General features: G+C 66.3%; 18 protein-coding genes and 2 tRNA genes. 5 read left to right on the forward strand and 15 right to left on the reverse strand.

What is annotated here, in order from left to right; translation table 11 throughout:
* Positions 1-23 precede the first annotated feature (23 nt).
* Positions 24-1166 (forward strand): acyl-CoA dehydrogenase family protein, encoded by a 1143-nt coding sequence (locus tag AC5ZH6_RS10170; protein ID WP_020171597.1) that lies wholly within the window; start codon positions 24-26, stop codon positions 1164-1166.
* A 39-nt stretch (positions 1167-1205) separates the two neighbouring features.
* Here AC5ZH6_RS10170 and AC5ZH6_RS10175 read toward each other — a convergent pair whose 3' ends face one another.
* The 3 genes from AC5ZH6_RS10175 to AC5ZH6_RS10185 form a co-directional block, all read right to left on the reverse strand.
* On the reverse strand, positions 1206-1742 hold the full coding sequence (locus AC5ZH6_RS10175) for an ArsR/SmtB family transcription factor (protein WP_020171596.1): 537 nt from the start codon (positions 1740-1742) through the stop codon (positions 1206-1208).
* Positions 1739-2827, reverse strand: a complete 1089-nt coding sequence (locus tag AC5ZH6_RS10180) for a serine hydrolase (RefSeq protein WP_094600402.1) — start codon at positions 2825-2827, stop codon at positions 1739-1741. The genes AC5ZH6_RS10175 and AC5ZH6_RS10180 overlap by 4 nt, the downstream gene beginning before the upstream one ends.
* A 79-nt stretch (positions 2828-2906) precedes the next feature.
* The gene (locus AC5ZH6_RS10185) at positions 2907-3068 is read right to left on the reverse strand and encodes a hypothetical protein (protein ID WP_006371221.1); all 162 of its coding nucleotides are present in this window, start codon (positions 3066-3068) and stop codon (positions 2907-2909) included.
* 453 nt (positions 3069-3521) lie between these two features.
* On the opposite strand from AC5ZH6_RS10185, the gene AC5ZH6_RS10190 reads away from it, so the two are divergent.
* Positions 3522-4880: an ABC1 kinase family protein gene (locus AC5ZH6_RS10190; RefSeq protein WP_496168993.1), complete on the forward strand. Its 1359-nt coding sequence runs from the start codon at positions 3522-3524 to the stop codon at positions 4878-4880.
* On the forward strand, positions 4877-6193 hold the full coding sequence (locus AC5ZH6_RS10195; RefSeq protein WP_020171593.1) for a TetR/AcrR family transcriptional regulator: 1317 nt from the start codon (positions 4877-4879) through the stop codon (positions 6191-6193). Before AC5ZH6_RS10190 ends, AC5ZH6_RS10195 begins: the two co-directional genes overlap by 4 nt.
* Before the next feature lie 9 nt (positions 6194-6202).
* On the opposite strand, the gene AC5ZH6_RS10200 is transcribed toward AC5ZH6_RS10195, so the two are convergent.
* The 3 genes from AC5ZH6_RS10200 to orn all read right to left on the reverse strand — a co-directional run bounded on the left by AC5ZH6_RS10200 (position 6203) and on the right by orn (position 7759).
* On the reverse strand, positions 6203-6889 hold the full coding sequence (locus AC5ZH6_RS10200; protein WP_165776287.1) for a TetR/AcrR family transcriptional regulator: 687 nt from the start codon (positions 6887-6889) through the stop codon (positions 6203-6205).
* 80 nt (positions 6890-6969) lie between these two features.
* A tRNA-His gene (locus AC5ZH6_RS10205) sits at positions 6970-7042 on the reverse strand.
* Between the two features lie 117 nt (positions 7043-7159).
* On the reverse strand, positions 7160-7759 hold the full coding sequence (gene orn, locus AC5ZH6_RS10210) for an oligoribonuclease (RefSeq protein ID WP_006371225.1): 600 nt from the start codon (positions 7757-7759) through the stop codon (positions 7160-7162).
* A 141-nt stretch (positions 7760-7900) separates the two neighbouring features.
* On the opposite strand from orn, the gene AC5ZH6_RS10215 reads away from it, so the two are divergent.
* Positions 7901-9469, forward strand: a complete 1569-nt coding sequence (locus AC5ZH6_RS10215; protein WP_165776288.1) for a helicase HerA-like domain-containing protein — start codon at positions 7901-7903, stop codon at positions 9467-9469.
* A 30-nt stretch (positions 9470-9499) separates the two neighbouring features.
* On the opposite strand, the gene cmrA is transcribed toward AC5ZH6_RS10215, so the two are convergent.
* The 3 genes from cmrA to AC5ZH6_RS10230 all read right to left on the reverse strand — a co-directional run bounded on the left by cmrA (position 9500) and on the right by AC5ZH6_RS10230 (position 13098).
* Positions 9500-10306, reverse strand: a complete 807-nt coding sequence (cmrA, locus tag AC5ZH6_RS10220; RefSeq protein WP_014359696.1) for a mycolate reductase — start codon at positions 10304-10306, stop codon at positions 9500-9502.
* Positions 10307-10402: 96 nt separating this feature from the next.
* Positions 10403-12466, reverse strand: a complete 2064-nt coding sequence (locus tag AC5ZH6_RS10225; RefSeq protein ID WP_211541729.1) for an NADPH-dependent 2,4-dienoyl-CoA reductase — start codon at positions 12464-12466, stop codon at positions 10403-10405.
* Positions 12467-12546: 80 nt separating this feature from the next.
* Entirely contained in the window at positions 12547-13098 is a 552-nt protein-coding gene (locus AC5ZH6_RS10230; RefSeq protein WP_014359698.1) for a PadR family transcriptional regulator, read from the reverse strand.
* Between the two features lie 104 nt (positions 13099-13202).
* Here AC5ZH6_RS10230 and AC5ZH6_RS10235 point away from each other — a divergent pair, with 104 nt between their 5' ends.
* Positions 13203-13514, forward strand: coding sequence for a hypothetical protein (locus AC5ZH6_RS10235; RefSeq protein ID WP_006371230.1), 312 nt, complete (start codon positions 13203-13205; stop codon positions 13512-13514).
* A 10-nt stretch (positions 13515-13524) separates the two neighbouring features.
* Here the strand turns inward: AC5ZH6_RS10235 and AC5ZH6_RS10240 are convergent, their stop codons facing one another.
* From AC5ZH6_RS10240 to AC5ZH6_RS10265, 6 genes are all read right to left on the reverse strand, one after another.
* Positions 13525-15336 carry an ABC transporter ATP-binding protein gene (locus AC5ZH6_RS10240; RefSeq protein WP_265077857.1) on the reverse strand — a complete coding sequence of 604 codons (1812 nt, stop codon included), beginning with the start codon at positions 15334-15336 and terminating at the stop codon, positions 13525-13527.
* Between the two features lie 431 nt (positions 15337-15767).
* Positions 15768-17549, reverse strand: coding sequence for an alpha/beta hydrolase (locus AC5ZH6_RS10245; protein ID WP_265077858.1), 1782 nt, complete (start codon positions 17547-17549; stop codon positions 15768-15770).
* Positions 17549-17905, reverse strand: coding sequence for a hypothetical protein (locus tag AC5ZH6_RS10250; protein WP_496168998.1), 357 nt, complete (start codon positions 17903-17905; stop codon positions 17549-17551). The genes AC5ZH6_RS10245 and AC5ZH6_RS10250 overlap by 1 nt, the downstream gene beginning before the upstream one ends.
* A gap of 170 nt (positions 17906-18075) precedes the next feature.
* Positions 18076-18426, reverse strand: coding sequence for a VOC family protein (locus tag AC5ZH6_RS10255; protein ID WP_079929411.1), 351 nt, complete (start codon positions 18424-18426; stop codon positions 18076-18078).
* A 150-nt stretch (positions 18427-18576) separates the two neighbouring features.
* Positions 18577-18649: transfer RNA gene (locus AC5ZH6_RS10260), tRNA-Arg, on the reverse strand.
* A 179-nt stretch (positions 18650-18828) separates the two neighbouring features.
* Positions 18829-19770, reverse strand: a complete 942-nt coding sequence (locus AC5ZH6_RS10265; RefSeq protein ID WP_265077859.1) for a formylglycine-generating enzyme family protein — start codon at positions 19768-19770, stop codon at positions 18829-18831.
* Between the last annotated feature and the right edge of the window lie 107 nt (positions 19771-19877).

Genomic DNA, 19877 nt, shown 5'->3' on the forward strand with positions numbered 1-19877 from the left:
GACGACGATGGGATTCCACCACCATGGGCGAACGCTCTTCCTGGGAAAACGACGACCTGACCGCCTTGCGTGACCTTGCTCGCAGCTTCTGCGAAAAGGAGGTCAAGCCGAATATCGACAAGTTCATCGACCAGCACCACGTCGACCGCGACCTCTGGAACAAGGCCGGCGAACTCGGTCTGTTGTGCATGTCGATTCCCGAGGAATACGGGGGCGGTGGCGGCACCTTCGCCCACGAAGCGGTACTCATCGAAGAGCAGGCGCGCATCGCCGACTCCTCGTGGGGCGTCAGTCTGCACAACGGCATCGTCGCCCACTACCTGCTTCAGTACGGGTCGGAGGAGCAGAAGACGACGTGGCTGCCCAAGATGGCCAGCGGTGAAGTCGTCGGTGCCATCGCCATGACCGAGCCCGGCACGGGATCCGACCTGCAGAACGTCAAGACCAAGGCGATCGCGCAGGGTGACGAGTACGTCATCGACGGGTCGAAGACCTTCATCACCAACGGTGCCCAAGCTGATCTGATCATCGTCGTGGCCAAGACCGACGCGAGCGAGGGCGCCAAGGGGATCTCCCTGATCCTCGTCGAGGCCGACCGTGAGGGCTTCCGCCGAGGACGCGTGCTCGACAAGGTCGGGCAGCGCGGCCAGGACACCTCGGAACTGTTCTTCGACGGTGTGCGCGTGCCCACGAGCAACCTCCTCGGCAGCGAGGAGGGGCAGGGGTTCATCCAGCTCATGCAGCAGCTGCCGCAGGAGCGCCTCATCATCGCCGTCGCGTCGGTCGCCGGCATGGAGACCGCACTGCAGCACACGCTGGCCTACACGAAGGACCGAACGGCGTTCGGGCGCCCCATCTTCGGCTTCCAGAACACAAAGTTCAAACTCGCCGAGGTGGCGACCGAGTCCCGGATCGCACGCGTCTTCGTCGATGACTGCATCACCAAACACATCGACGGCAAGCTCGACATCCCGACCGTGGCGATGGCCAAATGGTGGACCAGCGACCGTGCGATGGTCGTCGCCGACGAATGTCTGCAGTTGTTCGGGGGCTACGGCTACATGAACGAGTACCCCATAGCCCGGATGTGGGCCGATCAGCGCGTCCAGAAGATCTACGCCGGAACCAACGAGATCATGAAGGAGATCATCGCGCGGACGCTCTGACGAGCGCCTGGCAGCGGGCGCGATGTGCGGAGGTGGGGTTCACAGCACGCCGCTGATGTCCCCGGCGCTCAGCAGGGCGACCAGGATCGGGACGACGTGTGTGGCAGCGATGCCGTACTCGTTTCGTCCCGCTTTCACCACCAGTGACGCCGCGGTGAGGATCTTCAGGTGATGATAGAGCTGCCCTGAGGTCCCGAAGTCTCCGGCTGCCTGGAGTTCGGTCACTGATGCGTTACGGCGCAACAGGATTCGGAGGATCTCCAAGCGGCTGGGGTGCCCCATCGCCGCGAACACCTCCGCCGTGGTGGCGGCGGGGAGATCGAGGATCGCGGGTGCGTCGTAGCCGATCTGCCACCGGATGGATCCTGCGAGGTCGACGCTGCCCTGATAAGAAACCGTGTTCTCGTGCAGCGCTTCGTCGGAGGTGGGCGGGCTCCCGACCGACGCGGTGGTGCCGGCCCCCGTCGTCGGGTCGGTGCCGCCGACGTCCGGGCCCCGACGTTCGTCGACGAGGGCTTCGAGGCGGTCGACACGTTCGGCCAACGCCTGCACCACGGATTCGAGGTCGTCGCTCACACCACGCACCGTAGCGCGGTGGAGATGTCGGGATCGGTCAGGGCGTCGAGGAGCAGGCGTTGGTGGGTGAAGCGATCGTGGTCCCGCGCGGCGCGAGACATGTTGCGTACCATCATCGTTCCGACCGCGATCCGGCCATCGGGGGCGTGATACTCGAAGACCTCGGTGAGCACTCCCGGCAGGCTGCCGCCCTTGAAGCCCAGGATCGACCCGTCGGGTCGGCGTCCCTGGAACTCGAGAACGCCGCGGGTGAGCGCCGACCCGGGTCCGAAGCTGCCGTCGGCGATGGCCGACGCCAACGAGGTCAATGACGACGCCGTCGCGGTGATCGACGACGCAGCCCGAGTGGTGCCGGATCGGTCGACGGAGGCCAGCCGTGCCCAATACGACGCGGCGATCGCCGGGTCGTCGTGAAACCGACGCGCGGCCCGGTCCTGGTCGGCCGGGGTCCGCAGCTCCGGGTCGACGATGCCGAGGTACAGGCCGAGCAGGCTGGGCACGGGCCCGTCGATGCCATACCGATCCATCACCGACCGCAGTGCGTCGTCACCGAGGTGTGCGCGCAGCAGATCCGGTGCCGCGGAGTCGGAGAAGCGGATCATCACGTCGGCCAGTTGCGCATAGGTCACCCGCCGGCTCCGATCGAGGGCGAATCCGTTGTCGGTGTGCGGGATTCCCAGGTAGCGCAACGCCTCTCGGTGTGCGCCACCGTCGAGGGGAAAGTACCACCGTTGCCACTGACCGACGTCGATGGTGTCCTGCGGGTTCACGCGATGCGCATCGACCGCCGCGGCGTAGGCGGCGAGGTGCACGATCTTGATCGCCGAGGCGGTCGGGAACCGGATGTCGGGGTTGAGCGCGATGCGCTCGCCGGTGAGGGTCTGCAGATCGAGGGCCACATCGTTGCGGTGCCGCGCGATGTAGCCGAGCCAGCCGGCAACGGTGGAGGTGTCCGACGTGGTGGTGCTCGGGCAGCCGGTGAGCGGGATGTCGGCGTGCGCGAGCGGCCGATCGGTGGTGGCCGTCAGTTCGGTCAGTAGAACCGTGACGATCGTGACGACGGTGATGATGATCGCGCTCTTCATGACACCCCTTCGACGACGAATCTCGCAATTACGATATTACGTGATTACGAACTATCGAGGAAGTGTCGAGGGCAAAGCCCTACTTGCGGTCCTTGATCAGTGCCTTGACCTCATCGGGGCTGATGTTCTTCGCCACGAGCTTGCCGTTCTTGACCTTTCGCACCGAGTAGAGGTCCTTCTTCTTACCGGGGGCGACACTGAGGCCGACCTTCTTGGCCGCCTTGTTCAAGTCCTCGAGCATGCGCCGCAGATTAGGGCATGAAAGTGAACAACAACGAATCGGCGTTGATCGGTCCGGATGCGGACGGTGTGGTCGGAGCCGGGCGGCGGTTCGTGAGGCGCCGTCGTCACCTCCCCTCCAGGTGACGACGGCGTGGTTGTTCGTCACGAACAACGGTCGTCAGTGCAGAGCCTCGCTGCTGAACTGACTGTCAGGCACAGTACCGCACCATGGTGTTATCGCAAACCGGTTCATCAAAGCCGTGTAGCGCGAAGAATGGAACTCCCGTTCAGGAGTGACGTGTACTGACGGAGAGGCTAGTTGTTTCGCGCTTAGCAATGAACTGAGTGTCACCAATTGGTGATTGTGCGTTGGTCCACACTCGTCCACATCAACGTCGGAGAATGATAGATGTATTCACATGAAGTGCGGTGCGAGACATCTGACACAGGTGCCGGGCGGCGGAGCGGCCCGGTGAGCGACTCTGCAGGGCGCCTGCGGCGGGCCAACAGTCTCGGGCGAATGATGGTCGGCCACACGGTGCGAACCACGACGACGCGTGCCACGGCACCGTTGCGGAGTGCCGATGCGAATGTCCGCAAGCGTGATGAGGCCATACTGTCGCTGGCCGATGATCTGGTGCGAGTGCTCGGCCCGATGAAGGGAGCCGCGCTCAAGATCGGACAGATCATCGCCCTGTTCGATTTCGGTCTGTCCAACCGGGCGACACGCGACGAGTTCGCGGCCCGTCTGGCGCCGCTGTTCGACGGGGTGGTGCCGATGGAGTGGTCGGCCATCGAGAAGGTGCTTGCCCGCGAGCTCGGCCGCAGCCTGCGCCGACTGGACATCGACCCCGAACCGCTTGCGGCCGCCTCGCTCGGCCAGGTCCATTTCGCGATGCTCGACGGCACGATGCCGGTCGTGGTGAAGGTGCAATACCCCGGGATCGATTCGGCGGTCCGTGCCGACCTCAAGAACCTCAAGCTGTTCGCGAAGGTGGGCGGCCCGGTCATGCCGGGTTTGAATCTCGACGCGATCATCGACGAGATCGCCGCCGAGGTCGCGCGTGAGTGCGACTACATCGCCGAGGCCGGCAACCAGGCGAGGGCGTGGTCGCTGTGCGTCGATCATCCGTGCTGGAAGGTGCCGCGTGTGTTCCCCGAGATGAGTACGGCGCGGGTGATGGTGAGTGAGTTCTTCGACGGTGTGCAGTTCGCCGACATCGTCGCCGGTGACCGGGACCGTGCAGAGTACGCGGCCGAAGCGATCTATCGCTTCTACGGTGGCGGGGTCTACGAGGCGGGCGAGTTCTGTGCCGATCCCCACCCGGGAAACGTGCTCGGTCTGCCCGACGGCCGGCTGGGTTTCATCGACTTCGGGCTCTACGTTCGGATGTCGGCCGAATCGCTCGCCGACCAGACACGAGTACTTCGCGCGCTGATCGAGGGGCGATACCATGATGCGTACCGCGATTGCCGGGATCTGGGTATGGCCACTGCCGGATCGGTCGGTGAGGCGGACATCGTCTCGATGATGAGCGACATCGGATTTTGGTTTCTGACGGAGGATCAGGTGACGATCACGAAAGACGTTGCGCGCCGTGCCGTCACGTCGTTGTTCGTCCCGGGTGCCGCGCATCTGAGCACTACCCGCCACACCGCGTTGCCCACCGACCACATTTTCTCGCGTCGTACCGACCTGGCCGTGTGTGGTCTTCTCGGACAGCTCGACGCGACCAATCGCTGGGGCGCAATCATCCGGGAGTGGATCGATGGCCGTCAGCCCGCAACCGAGATGGGTGCCGAGATCCAGCGGTGGCGTCAGGGTCGATGACCGCACACACGAAGGCGGACAAGACTCATCGGGATTCACGGCCCGCGCGTGAGCGCATCTCTGCGGCCGCCTTCGACATTCTGTGCGAGGACGGGTACGACGCGGCGAGTGTCTCGGCGATAGCCCGGCGTGCCGGCATCAGTACCGGTGCTGTCTACCAGCACTTCGCCGACAAGCAGGAGATCTTCGATACCGCCTTCGACGAAGCGGTGGTCACTCTCGTGTCGGCGATCGATCCGGACTCGCTCGCGCAGCTCCCCGAGGATCGCGCGCAGACGGTGGATCTGGTCCAGATCATCGTGCAGCGTGGGTTCGACCTGGTCGACACGCAGCCGCGTGTCCTGAAGTTCATTGTCGCCCAATGTAGTTCGAATGATGTGGAGATCCGTCACCGTATTCTCGGACTCGAGGCGATGGCGGTCGGCCGGATCGGTGAGGGCATCCGGCGAGCGGTCGAACATGGCTGGATCGTCGCGGACCCGGACTCGGTCGACCTCGTCGCCCGAACCCTGCTGGTCGTGTTGGTGGCGATGGTCACCGCGTCGCCGCGCTCGGCGCCGACCCCGAACCGCACCACCCGGGACGCGTTTGCCGCGACCTGCGACGCTGTGCTGCGTCGAGGGCTGATTCCCGATTTCGGCGAACCCGAAATCGAGTCGCTGGAAACGGCTTTGGCGGAGCTCACGAACGAACAACGCCGTGTGGACCTGGCCGTGTACCACCCGCACGACCGTCGGTCACGCCTGCTCGACGCGGCGCTCGAACTGTACGCCGTGCAGGGGTACCGACGGGTCCGCCCCGCCGATGTGGCTGCCACCGCGGGGCTGGGATACGGCACCTTCTACAACTACTTCGACAATCGCCGCGAATGCCTGCAGCAGGTGCTCGACCGCGAACTGCTGATCGTCGGGGGACTGGTCGCCATGGTGACGCCGATCCCTTCCTCGCATGCGGGTATGGTCGCCGATCTCACCCATCTGGTCGCGCGGGTGGCGATGTATGCCGAGGAACGGGGCGCACGACTCGCAAGCGTCATCCTCGACACCTCCGGGATCGATTCGGCTGCACTGCAGTTCATCACCGGAGCGTTCTCCCGTCTCGCGCAGATTCTCGCCGACTACCTCTTTCGCTGCCGTAATGCGGGGTTACTGGACGATCGTGTCGATCCGGAGGCCGCCGGAGCGTTGCTGATGGCCGCACTGGTCGCGATCTGCCTCCACTACGTGCAGGAGAGCCCGCAGGTGCCCTCGGTCAAGATGGTCACCGACACCATCGTGCGGACCATCGGCTGGGGGGCCGAGCACACCTTCTGAACGTGCCGTTCAGCTGCGGGTCGGGTCGAGGCCGAGGCCGCACGCCAACGTGGAGATGGCGAACGAGACGGCGGCGTCCCAGTCGACCGTGACGAATTCTGCTCTGGCGGTGGCGTAGTGATTGGCCAGTCCGCTGACCGACGCCCACAGCAGGGTCATCGCGCGATCGGGGTCACCGGTATAGCCGAACCGGGTGAGCGTGTCGTGCAGGGCTCGCAGGATACGGGCGATGGCCGCACGGAGATCGTCGACGAGTTCTGCGGGAACCCGGGCGTCGTCGTTGATCACGTTCTGCGCGTCGAAGTCGCGGCCGAAGGCGAGGAAGCCGGTGCGGTAGGCGGCGGCGAAATAGGTGAAGGCCTCGACGAATCCCGTTGATTGCCGCAGCTGTTCGTCGAGGTCGTCCATCATCGCCGCAAGGTGGCGAGTATGCAGCGCGACGAAGAGGCTCTCCTTGTTGGGGTAGTACCGGTAGACGGCACCGAGGGATATCCCGGCGCCCTTGGCCACCTCACGCATACGCAACGCGGAGTATCCGCCGCCGTCCAACAGGCGACGACCGGCGGTGAGGATGTCGGCGCGCCGTTGGTCACGATCGCCCCAGCGCGTCGGAGACGAAGGACGCGGGGCAGCCGGAGAGGAGGGTCCGGACGGGGTGGTGGCGCGCAGCGTGGGTACAGACGCCGTCTCGGTCACGGCATCCATTGTGCCCTGCTCTTCTCGGTGCGGACACGGCGAGAGCCGGAGTTGGCAGGCAACTCCGGCTCTCGTTTCGGGGTGGATGACGGGACTCGAACCCGCGACAGCCAGGATCACAACCTGGTGCTCTACCAACTGAACTACATCCACCATCGGCGTCGGGAACCAAGGATCGCTCGCCGGGTTCCAGAGCCAGGGTCATACTCTAGCGAATCGACGGCGCCGAGACCAATCGCTTTCTCACCTGGGCATTCGGGTGGGTGGCAGTCAGGCCGGGCCGAGATCGGCGACGATCTGGTGGAGTCGATCGGTGTCGGGGCCGGGGGCCGCGACGAAGGCTGCGGCTCGGTAATACGCGAGTTCGCGGATCGATTCACGGATGTCTGCCAGGGCGCGGTGGGCGAGGCCCTTCTCCGGTTGGCCGAAGTAGATCTTCGGGTACCAGCGACGGCACAGTTCCTTGATCGAGCTGACGTCGACCATCCGGTAGTGCAGAAAGCTGTCCAGGTCGGGCATGTCACGGGCGATGAACCCGCGGTCGGTGGCGATCGAGTTGCCGGCGAGGGGGACCGCACCGGATGCGGAGATCTGGGTCCGCAGGTAATCGAGCACCAGCTTCTCGGCTTCGGCCAGCGTGACGGTGGAGCGCCGGACCTCCTCGGTGAGGCCGGAGGCGGCGTGCATCTTCTGCACCACCTCGGGCATCGCGGCGAGAGCGTCGTCGTCGGCGTGAATCACGACGTCGACGCCGTCGCCGAGGATGTTGAGGTCACCGTCGGTGACCAGCGCCGCGATCTCGATCAACTTGTCCGATCCGAGTTCGAGTCCGGTCATTTCGCAATCGATCCACACCAATTTGTCCTGCACCCGTCAACCTTAGCCAACCGCAGATGCCGACCACCCGGAACCGAGGCGACTATCGTGATCGGTGCATTTGTGATGGTCTGCGGCCCCGGCTCTCACCGGAGCGTCGGAGAACCCCCGTTGTGTACCCGAGAGGACCCGACAGTGACCGATCCCGCCCAGTCCGCCGTATCCATCGCCGCAGGTTATGCGTTTTCCGGCGCAGCGCTCGAACTCGGAACGGTCAGCGTCGACGGCACCGTCGTCAGTGACGCGCACGTGCGTATCCCGCTGTCGATGATGAACCGCCACGGATTGGTCGCCGGCGCCACCGGGACCGGTAAGACCAAGACGTTGCAGCTGATCGCCGAGCAACTGTCGGCCAACGGGGTGCCGGTGGTGATGGCCGACATCAAGGGCGACCTCTCCGGACTGAGCAATCCGGGTAGCGCCAACGAGAAGATCACCGCCCGCGCCGCGCAAACCGGCGACGACTGGCAGCCGTCGGGTTGTCCGGTCGAATTCACCTCGCTCGGCTCGACCGGGATCGGGGTCCCGGTGCGTGCCACCATCACCTCCTTCGGCCCGATCCTGCTGAGCAAGGTGCTCGGACTCAACGACACCCAGGAGTCGGTGCTGGGCTTGATCTTCCACTGGGCCGACGGCAAGGGTCTGCCGCTGCTCGATCTGAAGGACCTGCGCGCGGTGATCGCCTATCTGACCAGCGACGAGGGCAAGCCGGAGCTGAAAGCGATCGGCGGGGTGTCCACGCAGACCGCGGGCGTCATCCTGCGCGCCCTGAGCAACCTCGAAGCCGACGGCGGGGACACCTTTTTCGGGGAACCCGAAATCGAGCCGGCCGATCTGCTGCGCACCGCACCGGACGGTCGCGGGATCGTGACCCTGTTCGAACTCGGCGCCCAGGCCGCCCGCCCGGCCTTGTTCTCGACCTTCCTGATGTGGATCCTCGCCGATCTCTTCGAATTCCTGCCCGAGGTCGGCGATCTGGACAAACCGAAGCTCGTCTTCATCTTCGACGAGTCCCATCTGCTGTTCGACGATGCCTCCAAGGCGTTCAAGGATCAGGTGGTGCAGACGGTGAAACTCATCCGTTCCAAGGGCGTCGGCGTCTTCTTCTGCTCGCAGCTGCCCACCGACATCCCCAACGAGGTGCTCTCACAGCTCGGTGCGCGCATACAGCATGCGTTGCGCGCGTTCACCCCCGACGATCAGAAGGCACTGACCAAGACGGTCAAGACCTATCCGGTCTCGGAGGTGTACAAGCTCGACCAGGCCCTGACGTCGCTCGGTACCGGTGAGGCGATCGTCACCGTCCTGTCCGAGAAGGGTGCACCCACACCGGTCGCCTGGACCGTCATCCGCGCGCCGCGCTCGTCGATGGATGCCGTTGGTGCCGAAGGCATCACGGCCGCGGCCAAGGCGAGTCCGCTGTACGCCAAGTACGGTCAATCGATCGATCGTGAATCCGCCTACGAGAAACTGACCGCCAAGACGCTCGCGCCGGGTGAATCGCCGGATGCCCCGGCGCCGGTGCCTGCCCCGGCACCCTCGCCCGCTCCGGCGCCGGTGCCGGCTCCGCAGCCCGAGGAGCCGGGCATCCTCACCGAGGTGCTGACCAGCAAGCCGATGCAGAGCTTCCTGCGATCCGCGGCCACCGCGGCCGGTCGCGAGTTCAGTCGTGCGATCTTCGGTACCGGGCGGCGTCGGCGATAGCGGACCTCTACGGTCTCCCCGGCGGCGCGATCAGCCCTCGCCGAGCTTGCGGTAGAACGTGCCCACGATCGGTGCGACGACAGCGCGCGGGGTATAGCCCCCGGCCACCGACATGGCCTTCGACAACGTGCCCGGGACGACACGCATCTTGTTGTTTTCCAGCGCATTCAGGCTCATCTCGGCGACCTTGTCGCTGGAGTGCCAGAGAAAACCGGGAACCAATCGGTCGACCACGGATGCGTCCTCGGGTGAGGGGATCTCGGTCCGCACCGGGCCGGGAGCGAGGAGCGTGACATGCACGCCGTGGATGGAGACCTCACCGCGCAGTGATTCGCTGAAGGTATTCACGAATGCCTTGGTCGCCGCGTAGGTCGCGTTGTTCGGGATCGGCATGTTGCCGGCGGCGGAACCGACCATCAGGATGCCGCCGGCGCGGCGTGCCACCATGCCGGGCAGGACGGCCAGGGTCAGGTCGTGGACGGCATTGACGTTCAAGCGAACCTGGGCGCGTTCGTAGGCGGCATCGAGTTCGGCGACCGGCCCGAAGGTCGCGATGCCCGCGTTGTTGGCCAGGATCGAGATCTCCCGGTCGGCGAGCTCGGCGGCGAGGATCGCCACCGCGGTCGGATCGGAGAGATCGGTGGGGCGCACCTCGGCGGTCACCCCGTGATCGGCGCGGAGCTCCTCGGCGAGTTCCTCGAGGACCTCGCCGCGCCGTGCCACCAGGATCGGCGCGTGACCGCGTCGTGCCAGGGCACGGGCAAGAGCCATCCCGATACCGGACGAGGCGCCCGTCACGACGGCGCGGGCGGATTCGGACGGCACAGGTACTCCCATGCCGTCGATCGTATCCAGATGCCCCGTACCGACGGCGTCGGGCGCCGTCGGTACGGGTACGGGCCTTGGGCAGCCGGAGTCGCTCGGCCGGCGCGGTCAGCCGATGCCGGCGGCCACCTCGGTGCCCTGCCTGATGGCTCGTTTCGCGTCGAGTTCCGCGGCGACGTCGGCGCCACCGATGACGTGGGTCCGCACGCCGGCCACCGTCAACGGATCGACGAGGTCGCGGACCGATTCCTGTCCGGCGCAGATGACGACGTTGTCGACTTCGAGCAGGCGTGTCTCGCGGACGGTGCCGTCTTCTTCCCGGAAGCTCAGGTGCAGGCCCGCATCATCGATACGGTCATAGGTGGCACCCGAGATCTGTTCGACGCCTTTCATTTTCACCGTCGCGCGGTGTACCCAACCGGTGGTCTTCCCCAGTGTCTTGCCCTGTCGGCCGGGTTTGCGCTGCACCAGGTAGACCTCGCGCACCGCGGGCAGCGGACGCGGCTTGGTGACGAAGCCCGGCTTGCTCAGATCCTCGCTGACACCCCACTCCTGCTCCCATTCCTTGAGATTCAAGGTGGGTGACTCATCGACCGTGAGGAACTCGGTGACGTCGAATCCGATTCCGCCGGCACCGATCACGGCCACGCGCTTGCCGATCTCACGGTGTCCGAGCACGGCATCGGCGTAGGAGACGACCATCGGGTGGTCGACGCCGGGGATGGCGGGCATGCGTGGGGTGACACCGGTGGCGATGATCACCTCGTCGAAGCCCTTGGCGATGATGTCCTGCGCGGACACCCGAGTGTTGAGATGCACTGTCACATTGTTGATCTCGAGTTCACGGGTGAAGTAGCGCAACGTCTCGTTGAACTCCTCCTTGCCGGGAATGCGCGCCGCGATCGAGAACTGGCCTCCGACCGATTCACCGGCCTCGAACAGTTCGACCCGATGGCCACGCTTGGCCGCCGACACCGCAGCCGACAGGCCGGCCGGACCCGCGCCGATCACCGCGATGCGCTGGGCGAGTCGGGTGGCCCCGAGAGTCAGCGTCGTCTCGCGGCCGGCGCGGGGATTGAGTAGGCATGACACCTTCTTGCCGACGAAGGCGTGATCCAGACATGCCTGATTGCAGCCGATGCAGGTGTTGATCTCGTCGGCCCGGCCGGTGCGCGCCTTGTCGGCGAAGTCCGGGTCGGACAGCATCGGTCGTGCCATCGAGATCGCGTCCACCCGGCCGCGTTCGAGGATCTCCTCGGCCAGTTCGGGCGTGTTGATGCGGTTACTGGCGATGAGCGGGATGCTCACCTCGTCGCGCAGGCGCTCGGTGAACTTGACGAAGGCACCGCGCGGTACCGAGGTCACGATCGTCGGGACTCCGGCCTCATGCCAGCCGATGTCGGTGTTGATCGCGTCGACTCCGAGTTGTTCGGCCTTGCGGGCCATCAGCGCGATCTCGTCCCACGTCTGTCCACCCTTGACGAAGTCGGCGATGGACTGGCGCAGGATGATCGGGAAGTCACGGGGGACCTGGCGACGCATCTCGGTGATGATCTCGACGAGGAAACGCTGTCGGTTCTCGGTGGTGCCACCCCACCGGTCGGTGCGATCGTTGGTGTGCGGGCACAGGAACTGATTGATCAGATACCCCTCACCGCCCATGATCTCGACGGCGTCATATCCCGCGCGGCGGGCCAGCTTGGCCGACGCACCGAACGTGCGGATGACGTGTTTGATGATCGGTTCGGTCATCTTGAGGTGTTTGAAGGGGTGGATCGGTGAGGGCTCGGAGCCCGCGGCCACCTTCAATGGCGTGTATCCGTAGCGCCCGGCATGAATGAGCTGCATCGCGATCTTGCCGCCCTCGCGATGAACCGCACCGGTGATGCGTCGGTGCCGGGCGACGTCGGCGTAGTTGGTCATCTTGCCGGCGAAGGGAAGCAGCAGACCGGTGCGCGACGTACCGAACCCGCCGGTGATGATCAGTCCCACACCGCCTTTGGCGCGCTCGGCGTAGTAGGCGGCCAATTTGTCGGTGTCCCACAGGCGGTCCTCGAGCCCGGTGTGCATCGAGCCCATGATCAGACGGTTGGTCAGGGTGACGCCGCCGAGTTGCAGTGGTTCGAACAGGCGCGGGTAATGGGGATTGGGCTGTGCGGATGGGGCTGACATCGCGTCACCTTTCGGTCGGTGCCGGCGGGCCGGCAGTGGGGCACGGTTCTTGTGGTCTTCGTGATCTGGGGGATGCCCGGTCAGGACGAGGCGTCGAGTTCTCGTTTCAGTGCGGTGAGGACCTCGTCGCACCAGTCGATGAATCCTTCTTCGATCCGCACGCCACCCCGGAGCACGAGGTATTGGTGCAACTTTCGGCCGGTCAGGCGATCGGGGGCGGGGTAGTCGTCCTTCTCGAAGGACTGGAACAGGTGCAGTCGCGCCACATGGAGTTCGCGGTGGCGTTCGAGTTCGGTGATGAGATCGGGCAGGCCGGGCACGTCGGCGGCGCGGATCTTCAGGCCGAGATCGTCTCGCAGTTTCTGGATCGGGGTCGGGGTGGCGACCCACTCGCGCAACGCCGATCGACCGGCGTCGGACAACGAATAGACCTTCTTGTCAGGCCTGCCGTCCTGCACGATCGGCTCGTAACTCACCAGCCCGTCCGCGTGCAGTTTGCGCAGCGTGCGATAGATCTGCTGGTGGGTGGCCGACCAGAAATGACCGATCGACCGGTCGAACTGGCGGCTGATCTCGTAGCCGGTGCCGGGCCGTTCGGACAACGACACCATGATCGCGTGTTCCAGAGCCACATGTGCACGGTAGCAGTGCAACAACGCGCTATGCAACAAGGTGAGTATGTGCGTGAGTGCATATCATCGAACGGCGCCAAGTATCGCGGTGGCACCCTGGTGGCATGGGCCAGAACACCGACCGCGCCCCGCGGGCAGCCGCCGACGTCGAGCACACCGCGGACGGCCGCTACATCGTGGTGAACGGCCGCCGATGGCGCGCAACGGATCCGTTGATCCCCGCAGGTCGGCGGGAAGAACTTCAGCACATCCTCATGGCGTGGCGACGCGAGGTACGACGAACCCGCGGAGCCGATGATGCGCGAGCCGGGGTCCAGGCGGCGAAAGTTGCTCTGGGCGAGCGCGGTACGCCGTGGTGGGAGCAGACCGATGCCCAGCGCCGGCAGCGTTGGGAGACCGCCGTCGGCGAGCCGTGACGCGGGCAGGTCAGTGTCGACGCCCGCCGAGCGCCGGCACATAGAGACGGGTGCCCTCGGCGAGTGAACCGGCGAACGGCGCGATCGCCAGGTTCTCGGTCCGTTCCGCACTCACGGCCGAGTCGTCGATCCTGTCCTCGGGGGCGATCCAGGGGGAACGATCGCGCAGGTGGCCGTCGCGGAGTTCGACGACTCGGTCGGCGATTGCGGTGACCCGGCGGTCGTGGGTGATCAACAACGTGGTGCGGCCCTGCGCAATACGCCGTAGCGGCGTCAGTATTCGCGACACGCTGGCGTCGTCGAGCCCCGACGTCGGTTCGTCGAGGATGAGTACCGGGGTGTCCCGGACCATCGCTCGTGCCATCGCGATGCGCTGGCGTTGACCACCGGACAGCGTGAGGCCGCCGTCGTCGATCCGGGTGTCGTAGCCATCGGGGAGATCGCGGATGAAGGCGTCGGCGTCGGCGGCGACGGCCGCGCGCACAATCTGTGCGCGATCGGCGTTCGGGGCGCCGTAGGCGATGTTGTCGGCGACGCTGGCGCCCTTGATGATCGGGGTCTGGGGGAGCAGGGTCACCAGGCTGCGGATGTGGGTACCGGTCAGCGTGTCGTAGTCGTCGTCGCCGAGACAGATCGTTCCGGAGTCAGGGTGCTCGAAGCGGCACAGCAGTGAGGCGAGACTGGTTTTGCCCACCCCGCTCGGGCCGATGAGGGCCATAATCCGGCCCGGCCGCAGATCGAGCGATACCTCGTCGAGGACGGTGGTCTCACCGCGCTGCAGCGAGACCGAGCGCAATGACACGGGCAGTGCGGCGCCCGGTGTGGGGGAACTGTCCCGCGCGTCGGATGCGTCGTGCTCGGCGGGTTCGAGGTCGAGGATCTCCGCGACGCGTTCGGCACTGACCACGGCCGAGGCGATCGCGAGCCGGGCATCGGCGATCTCTTGCATCTTCGGATAGAGCAGACCGAGGTAACCGGTCAGCGCCAGCAGCTGGCCGACGCTCAGATGTCCGTGGCGAACCTGCCACACGCCGGCGACGGCGATGGCCAGGGTGACCACCACCTGGCCGAAGCCCATCACCGCGCCGAACCCCGCCTCGACCCGGGTCTGCGCGAGACGTGCTGCGCGCCAAGCCAGTCCGTGCGCATGCAGGACTTGGTGTTCGCGCTTCTGCTGGTTGTAGGCGACGGCGGTCTCGTGGCCGGCCAGCGCGGTTTCGACGGCGTCGGAGATGTCGCTGTTGGCGCCCCGCTCGTCGCGGGTGACCGCCATCTGGCGGCGGGCGAAGACCGAGGACACACCCCACAACATCGGGACGGCGGCCAGCGCGACCACCGCGACCTGCCAGCTCATGAGGAACGCGGCGATCACCAGGCCGACGGTGTTGAAGATCGCGATGATGATCTGCATCACCCCGGACCCGACGAGATATTCGACGGCCTCGAGGTCGCTGGAGTGACGACTGACGAGGTTGCCGAGACCGAGTCGACGATGCAGCACCGGGTGGAGCCGCTGGACGTGGGCGAAGAGCCGGTCACGCAGCCGAAGGACCACCTGCTCGGAGACGCTCACCGCGACGACCTGGCCGAAGTAGTCGCCGGCCGTGGACACCGCGGTCAGTCCGAGCCACAGACCGGCAAGACGAGCGAAGTCCCACACACTGTGCGAATCGAGGGCTCCATCGATGACGTCGGCGAGGACGAAGACCGAGACGATCTCGCAGAGTGCGGCGACCCCGAGGAGACTGCCGGCGAACGCGAATCGCGTGCCCTGGCCGCGCATGGCGGGCAGGAATCGTCGAATGGCAGTGAGGGTGTTCATCGGACTCCGCAACCTGGTCGTCGAGTGTGTCGTGGAAGAAGTGCGTTCGGGCGCGCGTCGACGATTCATGCGCGTCGACGCGTCGGAACCCGGCGCGAGGTAAGCGGTTCGCGCCGGGTTTCCGATCGGGAGTGATCAGGCGGTGCGGGTCACTGCCACACCCAGATCCACCGGAAGGTCCGCCAGTCCCAGATGCGGACGCGGCGGCGGCGTGGCTGGGGCTCGAAGCGGCGCTGCGGACCGAACTGACGGGGCTGTCCTGGCATGAGTTGTCTCCTTCGATCATGGTCGGCGTCGATGCCGACAGAGATGAAACTAGGAGCCGTTGCTGCGTCCGCGCTGCCTCGTCGCTGAGAGCCCGCTGTCAGTGAAACCTGTACAGCAGCTGTGTGTTTCGCCAACGGAGAGGGAGCGTCGCAGGCCGGCCCGAGTCACCACATGCGCAGCGGTACATCGGGGATCAGGGGAGTGGGGAGCGAGGGAGGTGTGCCCGGTGGCCCCGCGTGCCCGCCATTGCCGGGCAGCGGCGGCACCGGACCGATTGTCGGTTGTGACGCGTCACGGATCCTGTCGAGGATCTCCGCGAGCGTCTCAGTGCTGGTGTGGTGTGTCCCGGTGATCACCCCGACCATCGCCGCGAAGGCGTCCGACTCGGGGTCGTTGAAGTACGACCCGTGCGCCGACAGTCCGAACAGCCACTCCCCGTTGCCATCTCGTCCGGTGAACAAAGGTTGGTAGCCCGCCAGGTCGGGGCTGTCGCCGAGCGGGTTGTCGGGTATGAGGCGCGACATCATGATGGGGTCGAAGGGTGCGGTGATGGTGTACCGGTGCACACCGGGACTGGTCGCCGCCGGCCCAAGTACGCCGGTTCCGGCCGACGACGCGTGAATGACGTTGTCGGCGCGCAATCCGAGCTGATCGGCGGTTCCCACGATGGTCCCGCCATAGGAGTGCCCGAGGTAGGTCGTCGTAGCCGACGGCGCGATCGTGGCGATCTCGGCGTCGAGGGCATGGCCGAAATCGACCAGCCGCGGCGCCATCTCGAGTGCGAACTGCGGATCGACGGCGGAGTCGTCGATGACCGATGCCAAGGCCTTGACCTGGTCGAGGGGATTGGTCGAGATCGGCAACCGCGGTGGGTTGACCACGTTTTGCGGAAAGTCGCCGTCGAGATAGATGAACACCGGACCACGCGTCTGCTCCGCCAGGTTGTAGGCCGCTGTCCAGTTGCCACCGCCGTAGCCGCGCGCATTGGTGCCGGTACCGGGTACGTAGACGGTGGCGTTGCGGGTGGTGGGTGTGAGCGCGCCGACCATCTCGACCAGCCGCGGGTTGTCACCGTCGGTGAAGGAGACGAACACGCGCTCGGTGTGCGCCGTCAGTGGGGCGTTGGGTGCGTCGCCCTGGATCGACGAATACGGCGCCTTGCGCTGCTCGAGAAAGGACTGCAGCATTCGTGCGCGGTCGGTGTCGACGCCGTGCGTGCGGATCTCGCCGGCCAGCGCGTTGCGGATGCTGATCTCGTTGGCGGCACCGCGCATCTCGAAGGGAACGCCGTTCAGGTTTCCCATGGTTTCGGGGTCGGCCTGGATCAGCCGCCGCAGATCGTCGGCATCGGTCTGGGCGAGCAGAGTGCGCCGCCGGTCGAAGTCGAGCGAGTTCAGGGTCCGAACCATCGCATCCGGGTCCATGGTGCCCAGACCTGGCACCGTCACGTCCGGCTGGCCCAGGATCATCGAGGCGAGATCGGCGCGCAGATCGTCGAGTCTGGTGCCGTAGAGTTCGTCGACCTCGTCGAGAACCCGAAGACCCTGCTGTATCCGGGCCTCGAACGCCGCGGCGTCCGCCGATCTCGTCGCCAGCGAATGGGAGACCGCGCCCTCGTCGGTGACGGTGAAACCGAGCCGCCTCGCCTCGTCGACGGCGGCGAGTAGGTCACGGCGTGCCTGCTCCAGGTCTGTCCGGGCATCGGCGGCTTCATCGGCGATCTGCTGCAACACATTTCGCACCTCGTAGGCGTGATCGTGTTCCTGGCGCAGGCGGGCGAGGGCCGCGTCATGTGTCTTGCCGTGCCACTCGCTTGGCCGAAGTGCGCTGCCGAGCGCGACGTCGAGTCCCTGCTCGAGAACACCCGCGGCAGTGGTGGCTGCGTCTGCGGCCGCAGAGATGTCGGCCACCGGCCAAGCGCGGGCAGCGGAGATGGACAGGCGCATCAGCGTTGCGGCAACAGGTCGAAGGCGCGTCCGGCCGCGGCGTCACTCGCCTGCGCATCGGCGCTGAACTGCTGCAGCGCAACGCTCATCGCCAGCAAGCGATCGGCGATCGAGTCGGCGGCCGCGCGGCTGGGTTCGGCCAGCGAGCGCAGGGCTGTGGTGACCCGGGTCGGTGGTCCGTCGACTTGCAACCCGGCGAACGGAATGCCGGCTACGAATCGGGCGCGTTCTCGCCAACCCGCGCAGATTCCGGCGAGTTCGTCCGGGTCTATGCCGAACAGTGTGTCGTCGTCGTCACCGAAAACGCGCTCGATGGTGTCGGGCAGCATCGTCAGCAGGTGTGAGAGCGGTGTCATGGGTACCCTCCGGCGTCGTGGTTCGGTCGAGTCGGTCGACCTGATGCATTGGACGCGGCGAGGGGGCCGATCGGTTCCATGCTTCACGGTGGTTGTGCACACGTGATGGGGCGGTGCGCCGATGGCCGTCGAAGGAACTTGCTGCTGGATCAACCCGGTGTGCTGGTGCGTCAGTCGTACTGGATGTACTCGACAACAGCTCCATCGGGATGTCTGGCGATCAGTCGTGGACCGTTGGGTGCGGATGCGGGCCCCTCGAGGACAGTGCCTCCGAGGTCGGCGACGGTGCGTTCCACCACCGCGATGTCGCGGACGATGACGGTCGCGGTCCGTGAGCGCACCTGCTCATCGCCGCCCTCGATCAGCAGGAACGCGCCGACCGTGGCGAGGCGGATGTCCCGAAACCCGAAAGTGTGTGGCTCGTCGCCGGTGAGTTCGCGATACAACGGCAGCGCTGCGTCAAGATCGTCGACGTGGACGCGGGCAAGGGCGGCAACGATGTTGGAGGGGGCGTCGGTCATGTCGGGGTAACGCGGACGGGGCCGACGCTGTTCCGCTCCCGCGGGCGCACACCCGGCCGGAGGCCGGCGAGGATGTCACAGTGCGCCTCCGTGGATCTCTTTCAAACACAGCAGGCGCACACCGGCCGGAGGCCGGAAGGGATGTCACAGTGCCCCCGGCAGGATTCGAACCTGCGACCAGCTGATTAGAAGGCAGCTGCTCTATCCCCTGAGCTACGGAGGCGTGCCTCGGCCGCGAGCGGCTGAAAGGCCTGGGAAGTATATCCCGGTCGGATGTGAGGACGGCGACCGTCCCCTCGGCGGTCGCCGTCCTTGCCCGATCAGCATGCCCGACCATCGGGCTCTGTGGCGCACGCCGGAGCGTCCCTGTGGACAACTCCTTCCCGCCGGTCGGCGATCGGGTCAGGCGACGCAGCGGAAGCCGAGGTGTGAGGTGGCGGAGTCGTCGGATTGCGGTGAGCGTGCGGCAGGTCGGTATCGACGACAGTACTGGGGTGAACACAGGTGTGAGCCACCCTTGGTGACGCGAAGAACAGTGGGAGAAGTGCTGGGCGCCAACAGGTTCTGCCGTCCGCCGGCGGTGACCGTCGACATGTCGGGCGGGACGTGGCGGGGTGTGAACACCTCGGCGGTGCGTTCCCACACGTTGCCGATCATGTCGAACAGACCGAACGGATTCGGTGGGTAATACCCGACCGGGCTGGTCCCGCCCCAGCCCTCGTTGCGGTAGGGGAATCGCCCGATCCACGTGTTGGCCATGACCGCGCCATCCGGGTGGAGCTCGTCGCCCCACGCGTAGTCGTGGCCGTCGAGCCCGCCCCGGGCCGCGCATTCCCACTCGGCCTCGGTGGGCAGGCGGCGCCCGGCCCACCGGGCGTACGCGTCGGCATCGGCGTAAGCGATCTGGGTGACCGGGTGGTCGAGCCGGTCGTCGACCCCGGAGTCGGGGCCGAGGGGATGGCGCCACGATGCACCGGGCACGTAGCGCCACCATGCGCGCCAGTCGGTGAGGTCCACGGGGCCGTCGGTCGGGGTGAACACCACTGCGCCGGGAACGAGCTCGGCGGGGTCGGCACCCGGGAAGTCTGCCGGGTCGAGTGGCCGCTCGGCGACGGTGCGGTAGCCGGTGTCGGCGACGAACGTCGCGAACTGTGCATTGGTCACCGGGTGAACCTCGACGGAAAAGGACTCCACGTGGCGAATGTGGGCAGGTCGCTCCTCGGCGTAGAAGCGGTCCGAGCCCATCTCGAAGTCGGCCGTAGGGATGGCGACGAGCTCGGTCAGTCCGCATGCCGACCCGGCGCGATGGGCGCACCGGCCGGGAAGGGAAGTGTCGCCGTGCACTCATCGATGGTGCCACCGGTGGCGCGGTCGTGCCTGCGCCGCACGCGCCGACGCGGGAGAACCGCCGGTGCGATTAGACTGGTTCACCGTTGTGTCAGGGCCCGGCT

It is taken from the genome of Gordonia sp. YC-XJ4 (assembly GCF_059511865.1).